At 62.6% G+C, this 15953-nt stretch carries 18 protein-coding genes; 3 read left to right on the top strand and 15 right to left on the bottom strand.

Going from position 1 to position 15953, the window contains the following annotated elements; all coding sequences use genetic code 11:
* Positions 1-219 precede the first annotated feature (219 nt).
* Positions 220-705 (top strand): PepSY domain-containing protein, encoded by a 486-nt coding sequence (locus BW934_RS02280; RefSeq protein WP_076344613.1) that lies wholly within the window; start codon positions 220-222, stop codon positions 703-705.
* A 119-nt stretch (positions 706-824) separates the two neighbouring features.
* Here the strand turns inward: BW934_RS02280 and speD are convergent, their stop codons facing one another.
* From speD to BW934_RS02245, 7 genes are all read right to left on the bottom strand, one after another.
* On the bottom strand, positions 825-1208 hold the full coding sequence (gene speD, locus BW934_RS02275; RefSeq protein WP_041695357.1) for an adenosylmethionine decarboxylase: 384 nt from the start codon (positions 1206-1208) through the stop codon (positions 825-827).
* Between the two features lie 249 nt (positions 1209-1457).
* Entirely contained in the window at positions 1458-2165 is a 708-nt protein-coding gene (locus BW934_RS02270; protein WP_076344611.1) for a rhomboid family intramembrane serine protease, read from the bottom strand.
* Positions 2162-3325: a glycosyltransferase family 4 protein gene (locus BW934_RS02265; RefSeq protein WP_076344609.1), complete on the bottom strand. Its 1164-nt coding sequence runs from the start codon at positions 3323-3325 to the stop codon at positions 2162-2164. The genes BW934_RS02270 and BW934_RS02265 overlap by 4 nt, the downstream gene beginning before the upstream one ends.
* A gap of 20 nt (positions 3326-3345) precedes the next feature.
* On the bottom strand, positions 3346-3651 hold the full coding sequence (locus BW934_RS02260; RefSeq protein WP_076344607.1) for a hypothetical protein: 306 nt from the start codon (positions 3649-3651) through the stop codon (positions 3346-3348).
* A gap of 120 nt (positions 3652-3771) precedes the next feature.
* Complete coding sequence (locus BW934_RS02255; RefSeq protein ID WP_076344605.1) at positions 3772-4980, bottom strand: ABC transporter permease; 1209 nt, start codon at positions 4978-4980, stop codon at positions 3772-3774.
* Positions 4967-5653 carry an ABC transporter ATP-binding protein gene (locus BW934_RS02250; protein WP_076344603.1) on the bottom strand — a complete coding sequence of 229 codons (687 nt, stop codon included), beginning with the start codon at positions 5651-5653 and terminating at the stop codon, positions 4967-4969. Before BW934_RS02250 ends, BW934_RS02255 begins: the two co-directional genes overlap by 14 nt.
* A complete protein-coding gene (locus BW934_RS02245; protein ID WP_076344601.1) occupies positions 5650-6717 on the bottom strand; it encodes an efflux RND transporter periplasmic adaptor subunit in 1068 nt (355 codons plus the stop codon). Before BW934_RS02245 ends, BW934_RS02250 begins: the two co-directional genes overlap by 4 nt.
* Before the next feature lie 115 nt (positions 6718-6832).
* Between BW934_RS02245 and BW934_RS02240 the strand changes: the two genes are divergently transcribed.
* Together BW934_RS02240 and BW934_RS02235 are read left to right on the top strand one after the other, a co-directional pair.
* Positions 6833-7225 carry a hypothetical protein gene (locus tag BW934_RS02240; protein ID WP_234969470.1) on the top strand — a complete coding sequence of 131 codons (393 nt, stop codon included), beginning with the start codon at positions 6833-6835 and terminating at the stop codon, positions 7223-7225.
* 69 nt (positions 7226-7294) lie between these two features.
* Positions 7295-7732: a CBS domain-containing protein gene (locus BW934_RS02235; protein WP_076344597.1), complete on the top strand. Its 438-nt coding sequence runs from the start codon at positions 7295-7297 to the stop codon at positions 7730-7732.
* A 147-nt stretch (positions 7733-7879) separates the two neighbouring features.
* Here the strand turns inward: BW934_RS02235 and BW934_RS02230 are convergent, their stop codons facing one another.
* The 8 genes from BW934_RS02230 to ilvC all read right to left on the bottom strand — a co-directional run bounded on the left by BW934_RS02230 (position 7880) and on the right by ilvC (position 15886).
* Positions 7880-8098, bottom strand: a complete 219-nt coding sequence (locus tag BW934_RS02230; RefSeq protein ID WP_076344595.1) for an alpha/beta-type small acid-soluble spore protein — start codon at positions 8096-8098, stop codon at positions 7880-7882.
* Between the two features lie 212 nt (positions 8099-8310).
* Positions 8311-9444: a citrate synthase gene (locus tag BW934_RS02225; protein ID WP_076344593.1), complete on the bottom strand. Its 1134-nt coding sequence runs from the start codon at positions 9442-9444 to the stop codon at positions 8311-8313.
* A 152-nt stretch (positions 9445-9596) separates the two neighbouring features.
* A complete protein-coding gene (locus tag BW934_RS02220; protein ID WP_076344591.1) occupies positions 9597-10142 on the bottom strand; it encodes a manganese efflux pump MntP in 546 nt (181 codons plus the stop codon).
* The gene (locus BW934_RS02215) at positions 10136-11533 is read right to left on the bottom strand and encodes a glutamate ligase domain-containing protein (RefSeq protein ID WP_076344589.1); all 1398 of its coding nucleotides are present in this window, start codon (positions 11531-11533) and stop codon (positions 10136-10138) included. The genes BW934_RS02220 and BW934_RS02215 overlap by 7 nt, the downstream gene beginning before the upstream one ends.
* A 106-nt stretch (positions 11534-11639) precedes the next feature.
* Positions 11640-12248, bottom strand: a complete 609-nt coding sequence (gene leuD / locus BW934_RS02210; protein WP_076344587.1) for a 3-isopropylmalate dehydratase small subunit — start codon at positions 12246-12248, stop codon at positions 11640-11642.
* Positions 12248-13663 carry a 3-isopropylmalate dehydratase large subunit gene (leuC, locus tag BW934_RS02205; protein WP_076344585.1) on the bottom strand — a complete coding sequence of 472 codons (1416 nt, stop codon included), beginning with the start codon at positions 13661-13663 and terminating at the stop codon, positions 12248-12250. The genes leuD and leuC overlap by 1 nt, the downstream gene beginning before the upstream one ends.
* On the bottom strand, positions 13663-14742 hold the full coding sequence (gene leuB / locus BW934_RS02200; RefSeq protein WP_076344583.1) for a 3-isopropylmalate dehydrogenase: 1080 nt from the start codon (positions 14740-14742) through the stop codon (positions 13663-13665). Before leuB ends, leuC begins: the two co-directional genes overlap by 1 nt.
* A 109-nt stretch (positions 14743-14851) precedes the next feature.
* Positions 14852-15886, bottom strand: a complete 1035-nt coding sequence (gene ilvC / locus BW934_RS02195; protein WP_076344581.1) for a ketol-acid reductoisomerase — start codon at positions 15884-15886, stop codon at positions 14852-14854.
* Positions 15887-15953: the final 67 nt, after the last annotated feature.

Below are 15953 nucleotides of genomic sequence, written 5' to 3'. Positions count from 1 at the left end.
TGCAACGCGGGCTTTTTCTTGTCTCAGTGAGGTCTCTTCTCTTTTGCCTCGGAGAATCCTCCCAGAAGCAAACCCTACTCAAACTTTATACGCTCTTTCGTACGGACCTCTCCTCGGCGAACACCTGTATCTATATAGCACGAAATCCTATATATGTATTTCAACGACGAGGATGGGCACTCTAGTGGTGTACAGCCCACAGATGGAGGAGTGAACCTCATGAAGCGATGGTTGCTAACAGCGACCGCGGCGGCCTGCTTGGCATCGGCCGGCTGGTGGCACGCGCCCGCAGCGCATGCCCTCACGCCATCAGACGCTGTTTCCGCCGAGCCCAATGCGCCCGTCAACGGTCCTTCGCACCAATTCGAAATCCATTCAAGCGTTCAGGTGTCCCGAGAGACACTTCGCGAAGCCTACCAGGCCAGCCACGATGCATACACCAAGAAACTGCAGAAATACGCCAAGTGCACGGAGGCGGACGCACGCAAGGCAGTCATGTCGGAGCACCCGGGCTGCAAAATCGAAGACATTCAGCTGCGCAACATTCGTACCAATCTCGTCTACATGGCGATTGCGCGGGACGACGAAGACAAATATCTCGTCATTGTGGACGCGGGCAACGGGAATATCCTGCTGGATCGGCGCATTCCAACGCATCACGAGCGGGTGTTCGCCGGTGCGCCCATTCCAAGCCGCGACGAATGACCTGACGCGCTCGGCGGTCGGAATGCAGCCGAGCCTTTCGCGCCGAGCCCCTACGACGCAGCAGGGGACACCGGTTGGTCCGGTGTCCCCTGTCTCCGCGGCAGTCCCTTGCACTGAGCCTACAATGCGCGTACCTTCACATCGTGCACCTGTATCTGGCCGACGCCGCGAGGAAGCTCTATTGCTTCAAGGCGCTTCGCGCCCAGGTACTTCGTGATGTAGTCACACGCCACATTCGGATCGATGCGGTCCCCACAGGTGTACACATCGATACTCGCGTAGCCGTGCTCGGGAAAACTGTGAATCGTGAGATGCGACTCCGAAATGATGACGACGCCGCTGACGCCCTGCGGTGCGAACTTGTGGAACGCAACTTCGCGAACCTCCGCGCCCGCCTCCAAGGCCGCGGTCACCATGGCGCGCTCGATCCCGTGAACGTCGTTCAGACGCTCGGGATCACATTCCCAAAGCTCTGCAATGACGTGACGCCCCATCGTGTCCATGAAAAAAGTCCCCCTTTACAAACAAATCGGCCATGCCGTTCTTGGTAAAAGGCATGTGGAATCGCACTTACACCACGGGGGAAAGTTAGTCCTCAGAGGTCCTAACCCTTTAAGTGTAAGTCCTCTTCCATTTGCGGTTGACTGCAAACGCCATGGCGCACGTGGACATCATGCGCCGTCCGCCAGGTCAACATTACGATGAGTAGTATACGGCCTCCCTAGACAATTTGCAATCAGGAATTGAATGCCTCACCAGGAGAGTGGCAGCGGCGTTGCGAGATCCCACACAAGACTGAATCCACAAGCCAAGCTGCATATCCAAGCCAGAACCGTCCAAACGCGCGGATTCCGGACCGATTTCGCAAAGACGTACGTGACCCCCATGCCCGTCACCAGCCCGCCGAGATGAGCCATCCAGCCAATGCTGCCCAAATTCATCACGTCGATCACGACGTTCACAGCCAGCACCATCAGGAGCTGATTGCGGACATAGGGCGGAAACAGGCCGAGGAACGCGAGCATCAGCATCGCGCCGAATAAGCCGAAAATGGCGCCCGACGCGCCAGCCGACACCTGATCCGGCGAGATCGGCAGCGTCAACAAGCTGCCCACGGCGCCCGAGAGCACGTAAATGACGATGAACACGGGCGTGGTGACCGCCTGTTCCAGCACGAACAGGGTCCACAGCGAGATCATATTCACGAGAATGTGCCAAAGGCTCACGTGGACGAACATCGTGCTGAGCAGCCGAAACCACTGGCCGCTCTCGACGAGCGGCGGGTACAGCGCCCCAGCGCGCAAAAGGCCGAAGGTCGTTCTTCCCGTCGCCGTTTCGACGACGAAGTACCAGAGAACCGTGACGATTAAAAAGGTCCAACCCGCCGGAGCGGGATCACTGCCGTAGGGCGTGGGCGGCAAAAAGCGAACGCGCCACACGTTTCTGCGACGTCGCATCATCGACTCACCTCTTCTCGCACACCATCGATGGGCAGTTTCCATCCGCTTCGCAGCGCATCCTCTTCCAGTACCGTGTAGCCGCGCTCATACGCCACGACCATTCGCTCCGGCGTATAGTTTGGGAGGACAAGCGTCTGAAATCGCTCCACGTACGCGGCGCAAAGGCCCCTGTCCATGAGCATTCGGCGCATCGCGTCGGCGAGCGCATCGTGATCGCCAGGCGGCACAAGCAGCCCCGCTTCGCCGTCCCTCAGCATCCGCCGTATGCCAGGCACGTCCGCCCCAATGTTCGCAGCGCCGTAGTAGCCTGCCTCCAATATGGAGAATGGGGAGCCCTCGCTCTTGGACGGCAGCACGTGCAGCTCGAGGGCAGCATACAGCTCGGCCACCTCGTCCAGATGGCCCAGGAAATGCACGCGGTCCGCGGCACCGCACGCATCTGCTTCCGATTGCAGCCTCGCTCGATCTCGCCCGTCTCCTGCGACGAGAAGGTGCACATCCATCTCTCGCAATCGCGCCACGGCGCGGATCGCGACATCGATCTGTTTGACGGGATCGAGCCGAGCCACAATGCCAACGAGCCGCGCTTGCGGCCCCAGGCCGAGCCGATCGCGCCACAGGCGTGCGGCATCTTCCCTCGCAAGCTGAGCGGGGCGCGGGCGAAACGCGTTCGGCACCTCGAGAATGGTTCGGCAGGGAAGCACATCCGCCAACGCTGGCTGAACCACGAAGAGTCCGCGCGCGTGCGCCAGGCGCCACAGATGTAGGCGAGGGAAGAGAGCGGCCTTGAGACGATGGCCCTCGAAGTCATAGCGGGGATGACTGTGAATGGTCGCCGTCCAGATGACACCGGCCCTTGAAGCGGCAAACGATGCGAGGATGTTCATGCGCGGGCCGTGCGAATGGAGGATCCAGGCCCGCTCCTGCCGAATGGCTGCGGTCAACCCGCGCACCGCGCCAGCCGTTCCCGTCACCTGTCCAGAGAGCATCCCCATCCGGCGCAGGCGTTCCGCGAGTGGCCCGTCACCCAGACTGACAAAACGATATCGGGAATGGACTTGCGCATGCCGCAGCGCCTCGGCCCAGGTTGCGACATGTGTGGCCGCGCCACCGACTTCATTCCCGGCGAAAAACACGATCACGGTGCGCTCCGAAGCCAATCGACTTCCTCCAAACTCTTTCAGCAGGGGCGATAACCCTGCATGGTGTGCGCCTGGATGTAGCGATCCAGATCGTCATCGTCAAACCAAAACGGCCCCCGGTACAACAGCACGTAGTCGACCGACATATGCACCCGCTCCGCGGTGAAGGCCAGAATATGATTTCGGCGAACGGTCACGTCCGGCCAGACATCCTCAAAGCGGCGATCAATTCGATTGTACTGCTCGGGCGTCATGCACGGCAGGAGGCACACAAACGCTTCATTCGGCAGTTCCAGCACATCATAATTTTTGCCGTCGTACTCGATATTCAACCCCAAGCGCATCCGCAACCATCCTTATCAAGCCAAACCTCGATGTCGCCTATCTTCACACTTTCTGCACCCAGTATACTGGACAGGCCAGATAGGTACAAACCGCATGCAACTTATTCGAGTCGATTCGCTTCATTCGTATCGAAGCGCTTCGATGGGATTCAAATTCGCGGCTTTGACCGCCGGATACAGGCCGCAAATGACGCCGATGGCGGCCGAAAAACCGAATGCGACGGCGCCCATCGTCCATGGGACAGAGGCAGGAATGCCCGTAATCGCGCGCAGCGCCGCGCTCAGCGCGAACCCCGTCGCAATGCCGGCCACGCCACCAAGCGACGTGATGACCATCGATTCGACAAGGAACTGCAGGATGATGTCACGTTTTCTCGCACCCAGGGAAACGCGAATGCCAATTTCCTGCGTGCGTTCCGTCACCGACACCAGCATGATGTTCATCACACCGACGCCGCCCACGACGAGCGCAATGCCTGCGACGGCGCCGATCACGGCCGTCAAAATGGTGGTGACCTTCGTCACGAGCGCCGCAACACTCGCCAACAGCCCTGACGAGTCCGCAAACGCGTCGGGATCGCCCGCATGAATGTTCAACGCGAGGAGGATTCTGGACGCCAGGCTCTGGACCGGTACGCCGGGTTTCACCACCACATCCATCTCGGAAGCGGTCCAGTTTGGAAAGATATCTTCACACGTGGTGTCGGGTATGTACAAGTTGTCACTTCCCATGACCAGCGAATACAGGCTCGCTTGCTCCGGTTGAGCAACCCCAATCACTTCGAGCGGCACGCCGGACAACGTGATCACAGCGCCCAGCGGATTCCCGCTCCCAAACAGCTTATTCGCGAGCGACTCGCTGATGACTGCGACATTGGCATGGGACAGCACGTCCTGGGAGGTAAACATGCGGCCCCGGACGACGAGAAACCGGGCCAGCTGATCCAAATCGGCGGGGCCTGCAAACAGCGTCACGTTGTCGGACTTGTCCCCGCTCTGCACGACGGCCGTCCCGTAAAAGGTCTCGCTGACGCTTTCGACACCGGAAAACGACGCGGCAATGGAAAGGTCGGACGAATCGATCGAAAGGACCTGCCCGGGCTGAGGCAAGCCTGGCGCCACGAGCTCGCGCGGGACGATCTGAATGACGTTGGATTGACTCCCATTGGAAATGGCGCCGATGACGAGCGCCTTCCCGCCGTTGCCCACGGCTACAATGGCGAGAATGGCCGCCACGCCTATCCAGATGCCGAGCATGGTGAGAAAGGCCCGCGCCTTGTTGGCCGCGAGCGAGGAAAACGCGATGCGGAGCATCTCATCGATGTTCATCGCGCGCCTCCTCTCGGACGATCTCGCCGTCCACCATGTACAGGATCCGCTGGCCGGCTCGCGCGACGTGCGGATCGTGCGTGATGACCACGATGGTACGCCCCGCCGCATTCAGGTCCTGCAGGATGCCGAGAATTTCGGCGCCTGTCTGCTGATCCAGGGCGCCGGTCGGCTCATCGGCGAGAAGGAGCGGAGGGTCATTCGCGAGCGCGCGCGCGATGGCGACGCGCTGACGTTGGCCACCGGACAGCGCGTTGGGGAGATGGTGCATGCGGTCTTTCATGCCGACTCGCTCGAGCAGTTCCATGGCGCGGGCTCTCCGCTTCGCACGGGGCACGCCGCGATACACCATGGGAAGCTCGACGTTGCGCAGGGCCGACATTCGCGGGATCAGGTGAAAATTTTGAAACACGAACCCAATGCTTTCATTGCGCAGTCGGGCGAGTTCACGGGCCGTTAGAACGCTCACGGACTGCCCGTTCAACTCGTAGGTCCCTGCGTCCGGTTGATCCAAAAGTCCCAGGATGTGCATGAGCGTCGACTTCCCGCTCCCCGACGGCCCCATCAGAGCCACGAATTCGCCCTTGTGTACTTCGAGGTCAATGCCTTTCAGGACGCGGACGACCTGGTCCCCGACGGTATACGACTTGGTCACGCCTACGAGGCGAATCATGATGTACGCACGGCCTCTCCGTTCACCAGATTGTCTGGGTTGGTGACGACCAAAGCCCCCGGCGAAAGGCCTGACACCACCTGCACAGCGGTGTCGCTCGTCATTCCGAGCTTGACCGGAACGAGATACACATGTCCATTGCGCCACACGTAAACCGCATACCCAGTCCCATTTTGAACAATAGAACTGTACGGCACAGTGGGCACCGGCGCTGGAGAACGGCTCAACAGGCGACACGTGAGTTGATACCCGTAGGGCACAGGAAAAGCGCCGCGCGGCTGAACCGTCACCTCGACGACGGGCGCCCCACTTTGCGAAAGTTCGGCATACGGCGCGATGGACGTCACGGTGCCGGTGAACGTCTGATTTGGATACGCATCCGTCTGCATGGTGGCCGCCATGCCCACTTTGATCTGCGCAGCATCGACCTCGGACAGGTCCATGACGACCTCTTTCTGCGGACTCGCCACCTCCACCACAGGCGTCTGGTTCCCGTCCGCATCCACGCCGTTGGGATTGGCGATGAGGACGATACCCGATAGGGTGGAGGTGAGCGTCAATTGGGCCACATTGGCCTGTGCGGCCGCGAGCTGGCTCCTCGCCGATGCCACGGAGGCCTCTGCCGCATTCAACTGCGGGAGAAACAGCGCTTTCAGCGCCGTCGGAGCTTCATTGTACTGCGTCAACACGCGATTGTACGCCGATTCCGCGTCCGCGAGCGCAGCTTGGGCAGCCTGCACACTCGCCTCGGCAGAGGCTGTGCTCAACTGGACGAGCGGTTGACCAGGCTGCACGTGCTCTCCCACGTGCACCAACACGCGCTCGACGGGCGCGGGCAGATTGTCCAGGCTGATGATCTGGCGGTCAGCCGGGCGAACGGTGCCTGTCGCCAACGTGACGCGCTGGATTCGCTGTAGCGTTACGGTGGTCGTCTGAACCACCGGAAGCGAATGCCGAGATCGCCACGAGACGATGGCGATCACGCCGGCCACCACAGCCAAGCCTATGAGCGCGATGGCGACCGCCACGCGCCGGCCCCTCCGCTTTTCCAACGAGTTGGCCAAGGACAACCCCTCCCGACAAGTCACGTAGTTAAGATACCACATGACGCTCGAAGGGACATCGAGGACATGTGTCGGACGCCGTCCGCATACACATGGGACAAACGGTTGAAGCGAGGTGCCCTTCTTGAAACCGAGATGGGTCTGCCGGATCATTGGATGGCTTTACGCAGCGCTTGGCGCCGCTGGCACACTGAGCAGAGAGATCGGCGGGTACTTTCGATTTACGCCCGTCGAGGCCTACCTGTACCTGGGGCTCGGCGTGTGGGCCATTTGGGCGGCCAGGCGCCGAACGCGAACCAGTCTGCTCGCCCTCGCGTGCATCGGGCTTCTCTCGTTTGCTTGGAGCTTGGTTCCTTGGCTTGGCCTTCCTCCGGCGGTTACGCACGCGCTCGGCTCGCAACAAGCACTGGACGTCCTGATCCGCGAACTCGTGGCCATTTGGGGCGTCGGAACGAGCGTAAGGGCGGTGCTAGATTGGCGCGCATCCCATCGATCCACTGCCCCGTGAGCCTCCAAACCTCCGGCCGATGGGACATACTACGGCGTGTGAACCGATGACACCGAGGAGGGATTGGGCATGAAGGTGCAGCAGATCATGACGACGGACGTCGCGTGTTGTGCCGCCACGGACTCCATCCAGAAGGCGGCCCAAGCGATGAAGCGGGAAAATTGCGGTTCCGTTCCTGTGTGCGAAAACCGGCGCGTGGTCGGGATCGTGACGGATCGCGACATCGTGCTCAAGGCCGTCGCGCAGGGCAAATGCGATGCCCGCGTCGAGGAGTGCATGACCAAAGCGGTGGTCACGGGCCGTCCAGACATGGACGCGCACGAAGCTGCGGACCTCATGGCGCAGCACCAAATCCGGCGCCTGCCCATCGTCGATGAGCGCGGCGACCTGTGCGGCATCCTTTCGATTGGCGATCTCGCCACGGTCGATATCCACGTCAACGAGGCGGGCGCTGCGTTGAGCAAAATCTCGGCGCCGACGGAGGCCCAAAACAACATTCTCCACTGACACGCGGTTCCATCCGGCAAGCGCGCTCGATTCCTGTCCAGCCACCCTGCCCTGCGCGGGGTGGCCTTTTGGCATGGCGCGCGTTCATCCGTTCTCAAGCGTGCAAAAGGCTGGGGTCATACCCCAGCCTTTTCCCGCGCGTCCCCGTCAGGGCACCTGCGTCTCGCCTTGCGCCAACCGCTCTTGTGCATACTGGACGAGCTTTTTGGTAATACTTCCACCGATGGAACCGTTCTCATACGAGGATACGAATCCCCAGTACCCGTCGGCAGGGGGCGTGATCCCGAGCTCACCGGCGATCTCGTACTTCATGTCCTGAAGCGCCTGCGACGCTTGCGCGAGCAACACGCGATTGCTCCTGGCCATCCTCCATCCCTCCCTAGGCATAGCATGCCCCGGGGACCGAGCTCGCGCGCCGCGAATTCGTGGCAATCGGCGAAGGCCCTGGCATGTGCCCGCGTAGTCGGGGCGCTTCGTGGATCCACGAGGGCGGATGACGAGAGCGGGAGACGGCAGCGCAAAAACGGCGCACCCGAAGGATGCGCCGTGGTAACGCGCGTTTGTTGCGCCGACATGCCTCAGCGTTCGTTGAGCGGGACGAACGTGCGGTTGGTCGGCCCGACATACTCGGCCCGCGGGCGGATGAGGCGGTTGTTCTTGTACTGCTCGAGCACGTGCGCGGTCCAGCCCGAAATTCGGCTGCACGCGAAAATGGGCGTGTACAAGTGCGTGGGGATGCCGAGCGAGTAGTACAGAGACGCCGAGTAGAAGTCGACGTTCGCATGCAGGCCCTTGACGTCGAGCATGTGCTTCTCGATAGCCTGGGACATTTCGAACCACTTGGTCTCGCCCTTGAGCTCCCCGGCCTGCTTGCTGAGCTCGCGCAGATGCGTCGCACGGGGATCCTCCGTGCGATACACGCGGTGGCCGAAGCCCATGATTTTCTTCTTTTGCGTCAAGGCGTCGTCGATCCACGCGATGGCTTTGGCGGGATCGCCGATTTCGAGCAACATCCGCATGACCTGCTCGTTGGCACCGCCGTGCAGGGGCCCTTTCAACGTGCCAATGGCGGACGTGATGGCGGAATACATGTCCGACAGCGTGCCCGCCGTGACGCGCGCCGAGAACGTCGAAGCGTTCAATTCGTGATCGGCATGAAGAATGAGGGCGGTGTTGAACGCCTTGGTCTCGAACTCAGAAGGCTTCGTTCCGCGGAGGAGATAGAAGAAGTTGGCTGCCGCGCTGAGGGACGGATCAGGCTGCACGGGTTCCAGTCCCTGGCGAATGCGTTCGAAGGAGGTCACAACGGTGGGAATCTTGGCGACGAGCCGCGCCGCTTTGCGGTAATTCGCCTCGAGGCTCTCATCGCCGTCGTCTGGATCGTAGAGGCCGAGGAAGGAAACCGCCGTGCGGAGAACAGCCATCGCGTTGGCGTCCTTCGGAAGGCGTTTCAACAGGTCGAGCACAGGCTCATCGAGGGCCCGCTCCTTGGCCAACTCGTCGGTGAACGCTTTCAGCTGAGACTGATTCGGCAGTTCGCCGTGCCACAGAAGGTACACGACTTCCTCAAACGAGGCGCCGCCGTCGACGAGATCGTGGATATCATATCCGTAGTACAGAAGGCGACCCTGTTTCCCATCCAGAAAGCAGATTTCGGACGTGTTGGATACCACGTCTTCCAGCCCGGCTTTGAATGTCGTTTCCGCTGCCATCAGCAGAACCTCCTCATCCCTCGCGATCTCGCGCGTATCCCCTGGGTTCAGACGAGATCGCCAATGCCGTATTTTGTACTCGGTCATTATACTACATCCGTCGGTGCGCTCAAAAACCGTCAACTTTCGGCAAGACAAGGATACGCGCGCTGTCATGCCATGGCGGCCATCCAGCCGGCGACGGCGAGCAGCACGAGCCCGGTCAGCCGCTCGGCCGGCAAGTGCTCCAGGCGCGCGGCCAGAAACCGCCCGGCCTCCAGTCCGGCGACAGTGAGAAGAAAGCTCACGCTCCCGAACACGGCGCCCGCGAGCGCGAGCGGAGCGCGCAGGATGCCGAGGCTGAACCCGACCGTGAGGTTGTCGATGGAAAGGGCGATGGCCAAAAGGACAATTTGCAGCCCGCGGGCGCGTTCAACCGCCTCGATCTCGTCATCGTCGTCGCGCCGCTTGAACAGGCTGTAGAGGCCGAGCAACGCCAAAATCGCGATCCCGACGACGTGTGCGCTCCGGCCGAGGACACTCGCCACCTCACGGCCCGCCCAGATGCCAAGCACGGGCATCCACGCTTCGAACACGGCGAAGATGATCGCGACGCGCCACTGCAAGCGGCGGCTGAGCCCCGATGCACCGAGGCCAATCGCCGCCAAGCCGTTATCCAGGCCGATGCCGAGGCCAATGAGCAACAGCTGGGTCAGCACGGCATCCCGCCCTCTCCGCCCGAAATCCAGATGGAACCCGTCGGTACGCGGAAGTGGCGCAGCGCGTCGCCGACAAACGACTGCGTGCCGACGAGCAAGACGAGATCGTCCGGGGACGCTTCCGCGAGCGCGGACTGAATGGCGCGATGGGGATCGGCCTCGCGAGACGCTGCATAGCCGAGGCTCGCGGCGACGGCCACCAGGTCGCGCGCGAAGTGGAGGCTTGGATTGGTCGTCTCGGTGAACCGAATCGTGTGCACAAGCGGGCCCAGTTCTTTGAGAACGCCCTCCGCGTCCTTGTCATCGGGCAGTGACAGGACCAGGTGCACCTGCCCGCGACCATGCTCCGCAACGCGCCAGGCCTCGACGAAACGGCGCACATACGCTGCGCTCTCGGCGTGGATGGCCCCGTCGATCACGACGTCCGGCCGCCGCTCTACGCGCTGCAAGCGCCCGATGAGCGCGAGTCCCCGCAGGTCGACCTCGAGTGCTTGGGCGGGGCGGCCGAGATCGCGCAAGACGCAGTGGGCCGCGGCGGCCGATGCGGCGAGATTGTCGGCGTACGGCAGCAGCCGCTCGTCGACCCGCGCTTCGACGGCGAAACCCGGGCCTTGGATGCGGACGATCGCGCCGTCCGCCGACACGTTTCGCGACCACTCCACCTCGCCGCCGACCTCAAGCACCTCGCCACCGCCCGCGCGAAACGCCGTCAGAAAGGGCGCCATCACCTTGCGCGAATGCGGGGGCTGCGCGCTGACAGCCGCCCAGGAGGTCTGCCCCGTCAGGATGCCCATTTTCGCGATCACGACGTCGTCCCACGTGGGCCCCAGCCTGTCCAGGTGCTCGCCAAAAATGGGCGCGATGATGGCCCCGCGGTGCACGACCTGGTTGACGTCGTCGTGCCGAGCGCCTCGGCCGAGTTCGTACACGACCACTTCGGCCTGGCGCTCGCGGTACCAGGCTGCCGCGATGGCCGCCACCAGACCCACCGGGCCGATGTACTGGTCTTCTGGAACGGGCAGCTGCGTCGCGATCTCGCGCACGCTTTGACCTATCCGCACAAAGTCTTCTTCTGGAATGGGCAATCCCTGAAGCCGAATTCGCTCGAGGAAATCGATCAAATGGGGACTGGTGAACAGGCCGACCCGCACGCCCGCCTGCTGCAGCATCGCCGCGGTCAGGATGGCGTGCGAGCCCTTGCCCTTGCTCCCAGTGACCGCGACGTTATAGGCCTGCTCATCCGGCTTGCCGAGCGCGTCGAGCAGGCGCCTCGTCCACTCCGGGTGCCGCACATCGCGATCAAACCCCTGCCGACGTTCGCGCGGAACGCGGCTATAGGACGAAAAGATCCACCGAATCGTGTCGGTCACTTGCTCCGCCATGGACTTCATGAACGAACGCCCTCGCTCTCCGCGGCTAGTGTAACACAGGGCGGGGCGAGCGCAAAGACGGCCGCCTGGCGTATGCCCGGCGGCCCGGCGGCAGGCAAGCTGCCGCTCACGCGTAGATGAACTGGTACGGCCTGCGCGTCGCCTCGTAGGCGGCGATGTCGGATTCATATTGAAGCGTGATGCCGATGTCGTCCAACCCGTGCAAGAGCATGTGGCGCTTGTGCGGATCGACTTCGAACGAGAAGCGCACGCCGTGATCCGTCTCAGCCGTTTGCTGCTCCAGATCCACCGTCATCCGCTTCCACTCGCCGCGCGCGTGGGACGCCGACAACTGCTTGTAGAGTTCACGCGGAATGCGAATGGGAAGCAGGCCGTTCTTGAAACAGTTGTTGTAAAAGATGTCGGCAAACGAGGGTGCCAGGATGACGCGGAACCCGTAGTCGGCGAGCGCCCAGACGGCGTGCTCGCGGGACGAGCCACACCCGAAGTTGTCGTCAACGAGCAGGATGGTCGCCCCCTGGGCCTCGGGCCGATTCAGCTCGAACTCGGGATTGGGCGAACCGTCGGGAAGGTACCGCCAATCGAAGAAGAGAAACTCGCCAAATCCGTCGCGCTCGATTCGCTTCAGGAACTGCTTCGGGATGATTTGATCCGTGTCCACGTTCACGCGATTCATGCATACGACGAGACCTTCGTGCTTGACGATGGGCTCCATCAGGCGGTCACTCCTTCCGAGGTCAGCTCGCGCACGTCGACAAAATGGCCCGCAATAGCCGCAGCCGCCGCCATGGCCGGGCTCACCAGGTGCGTGCGAGCGCCTTTGCCCTGCCGTCCCTCAAAATTGCGGTTCGACGTCGACGCGCACCGCTCGCCCGCGGGAATGATGTCCGGGTTCATGCCGAGACAGGCGCTGCAGCCCGGTTCGCGCCACTCGAAACCCGCTTCCAAGAAGATTTCGTGCAGACCTTCCTTCTCCGCCTGTTCTTTGACCTGCTTCGATCCCGGCACCACAACCGCGCGCACGCCGTCTGCCACGCGCCGCCCCTTGACGATACTCGCGGCAAGGCGCAGGTCTTCGATGCGGGCATTCGTGCACGAGCCGATGAACACGTGTTGAATCGAAATATCGGAGATCCTCGTGCCAGGCTTCAGGTCCATGTATTCGAGCGCCTGCTTGATGGCGAGCGCCTCCGCCTCCGACTTGGCGTCCTTCGGATCCGGAACGACGCCGCCGATGCCGACGCCCTGTCCCGGATTCGTGCCCCACGTGACCTGCGGTTCCAGGTCTGTGACGTCAAAGACGACGTCCACGTCGAAGACGGCGTCGGGATCGGACTTGAGCTCTCGCCACGCGGCCACGCAGGCGTCCCAGTCGGCGCCCTTCGGCGCATAGCGGCGCCCTCGCACGTACGCAATCGTCGTCTCGTCCGGGGCCATCATGCCGGCGCGCGCGCCGAACTCGATGGACATGTTACAGATGGTCATGCGCTCTTCCATGCTGAGCTCTGGAATGAGGGTTCCCGCGTACTCCACCACATGCCCCGTCCCGAAGTTCACCCCGTAGCGGGCGATGAGCCCAAGGATCACATCCTTCGCCGTCACGCCCGGCTGGAGCGAACCGTTCAACTGGATGCGCATCGTCTTCGGGCGGCTCTGCCAGAGGCACTGGGTGGCGAGAACATGTTCCACCTCGCTCGTTCCGATGCCGAAGGCGAGCGCACCGAATGCGCCGTGCGTGGACGTGTGGCTGTCGCCGCAGACGATGGTTTTCCCCGGCATCGTCAGGCCAAGCTCTGGGCCAATCACGTGCACGATCCCCTGAAAGGGGCTGTCCAGCCCCGCCAACTGCACGCCAAACTCGCGGCAGTTTTCTTCCAGCGTCTCGATCTGCTTGCGCGCGATGGCGTCCCGCACATTCTTGGGATCGACCGTCGGCACGTTGTGGTCCATGGTTGCAAATGTGAGCTCGGGCCGCCGAACCTTGCGACCTGCGAAACGCAGCCCGGCGAACGCCTGAGGCGATGTCACCTCATGCACGAGGTGAAGGTCGATGTAGATAAGCGACTGCCCATCCGGCAGCTCCTTGACCACGTGCGCGTCCCAGACCTTTTCGAACAGCGTCTTTCCCATTAGCCGAGCCTCCTTTGCACGTCTTCGCAGACCATGGCGCTGACTTCCGCCGTCTTGACAAACGCCTCCCCGGCGCGGGCGAGATCGCGCGTGCGGACGCCGCGTTCAATGACCCCGTACACCGCCTGTTCTATCGCGTCCGCCGCGTGAGGAAGCTGGAGCGAGTGGCGCATCATCAGCGCCACCGACAGAAAGGTGGCAAGCGGATTCGCCAAGCCCTGCCCGGCGATGTCTGGCGCCGATCCGTGCACGGGCTCATACAGCCCGGGCCCCTTTTCGCCGAGGCTCGCCGACGGCAGCATCCCGATGGACCCCGTGATCACCGCCGCCTCGTCGCTCAGGATGTCGCCAAACATGTTCTCCGTCACGATCACATCGAACGTCTTCGGACGCGTGACGATCTGCATCGCAGCGTTGTCCACGAGCAGGTGCTCCACGGTGACACCGGGATAGTCCGCCGCCACCTCTTCCACGACCTCGCGCCACACGCGGCTCGACTCGAGCACGTTGGCCTTGTCGACCGAGGTGAGTCGGCCCCTGCGGCTTTTCGCCAAATCGAACGCAACCCGCACCACGCGCCGAATCTCGTCCCGCGTGTAGTGCAGCGTGTCGACCACCGCTTCACCGCCGTTCAGTCGCGCCTTGGGTTCGCCGAAGTACAGGCCGCCCGTCAATTCGCGGACGATGATGAAGTCCACGCCCTCGACCAGCTCTCTTTTGAGCGGGGAGGCCGCGAGAAGCCCCGGCCACGTCTGAATGGGGCGCAGGTTCGCGAACACCTCGAGCGCTTTGCGAATGCCGAGCAACCCGGCCTCCGGACGCCTGTCGCCCGGCAGCTGGTCCCACTTGGGCCCGCCCACGGCGCCGAGGAGCACAGCGTCCGCAGCGCGGCACAGCCGAACCGTTTCCTCCGGCAGCGGGTTCCCCGTCGCGTCATACGCCGAGCCACCAATCAAGCCTTCCTCCAGGCTCCAACGCTCGCCGTGCGCCTCGGCGACGACGTGAATCAACTTGACCGCTTCCGCCGTCACCTCCCGGCCAATTCCGTCACCCGGCAAGATTGCGATCTTTTTCGTCATGCCACCCGATCCTTTCATTTTGCATCGCTGATGAGCTCAGGCGAGCGCAGCCGCGCCCGCCTGTTCAAACCGACCGACAAGCCCCTTCGCGCTCCTTGGCAAGGGGCGATCACGCCCGCTCCGCCGTCGCCGGGACGCGATCGTCCCCGGGACGCTTCGCCTGGATGAACGGCATCATGCTCCGCAGCTTGCGGCCCACCACCTCGATGGGATGCTCGAGCTCCCGTCGGTTGATGGCGTTGAACATCGGGCGGTTGGCCTGGTTTTCCAGAATCCAGCTCTTGGCGAACGCACCGCTCTGAATGTCCGCGAGGATGCGCCGCATCTCCTTCTTTGTCTCCTCATTGATGACACGCGGGCCCGACGTGAAGTCGCCCCACTGGGCCGTGTCCGAGATGGAATACCGCATGTATTCCAGGCCGCCTTCGTAAATCAGGTCGACAATCAGCTTCATCTCGTGCAGGCACTCGAAGTACGCAATTTCCGGCTGATACCCGGCCTCCACGAGCGTCTCGAAGCCCGCCTTGATGAGCGCCGAAAGGCCGCCGCACAGCACCGCCTGCTCGCCGAACAGGTCCGTCTCGGTCTCCTCGCGGAACGTCGTGGTCAGAATGCCCGCTCGGCCAGCGCCGATGCCGCGAGCGTACGCGAGCGCGAGGTCCTTCGCTTGCCCGCTCGCGTCCTGGTGAACCGCGATGAGCGCCGGGACGCCACCACCCGCTTCGTACACGCGGCGCACCAAATGGCCCGGGCCTTTCGGCGCCACCATGAACACGTCGACATCTTTCGGCGGCTGAATCTGCGAGAAGTGGATGTTGAACCCGTGCGCAAAGGCCAGCGCCTTCCCGGCCGTCAGATACGGCCGAATCTCGCGCTCATACACGGCCGGCTGGCGCTCGTCCGGCAAGAGGACCATGATGACGTCCGATTCCTCCACGGCCTCGCCCACAGCCATCACCCGGAAGCCGTCCGCTTCCGCCTTGGCCCAGGACGATCCCGGCCGAAGCCCGATGACGACGTCAAAGCCGCTATCTCTCAGGTTTTGCGCGTGTGCATGCCCCTGCGACCCGTATCCGATCACAGCGATGCGCTTGTCCGCCAACGGTTGAATCGAGATGTCCGCGTCGTAATAGATTTTTTCCATGTCATCCACTCCTCGCATATGTAGAAGTTGTATGGCGAGCACGCGTTTCGCGAAAGGCCGGCGGGAC

The sequence above is a fragment of the Alicyclobacillus vulcanalis genome (assembly GCF_900156755.1).
Classification (GTDB): domain Bacteria; phylum Bacillota; class Bacilli; order Alicyclobacillales; family Alicyclobacillaceae; genus Alicyclobacillus; species Alicyclobacillus vulcanalis.
The sequence above is the reverse complement of the archived record's forward strand: the minus strand, read 5'-3'. Positions and strand labels throughout refer to the sequence as shown.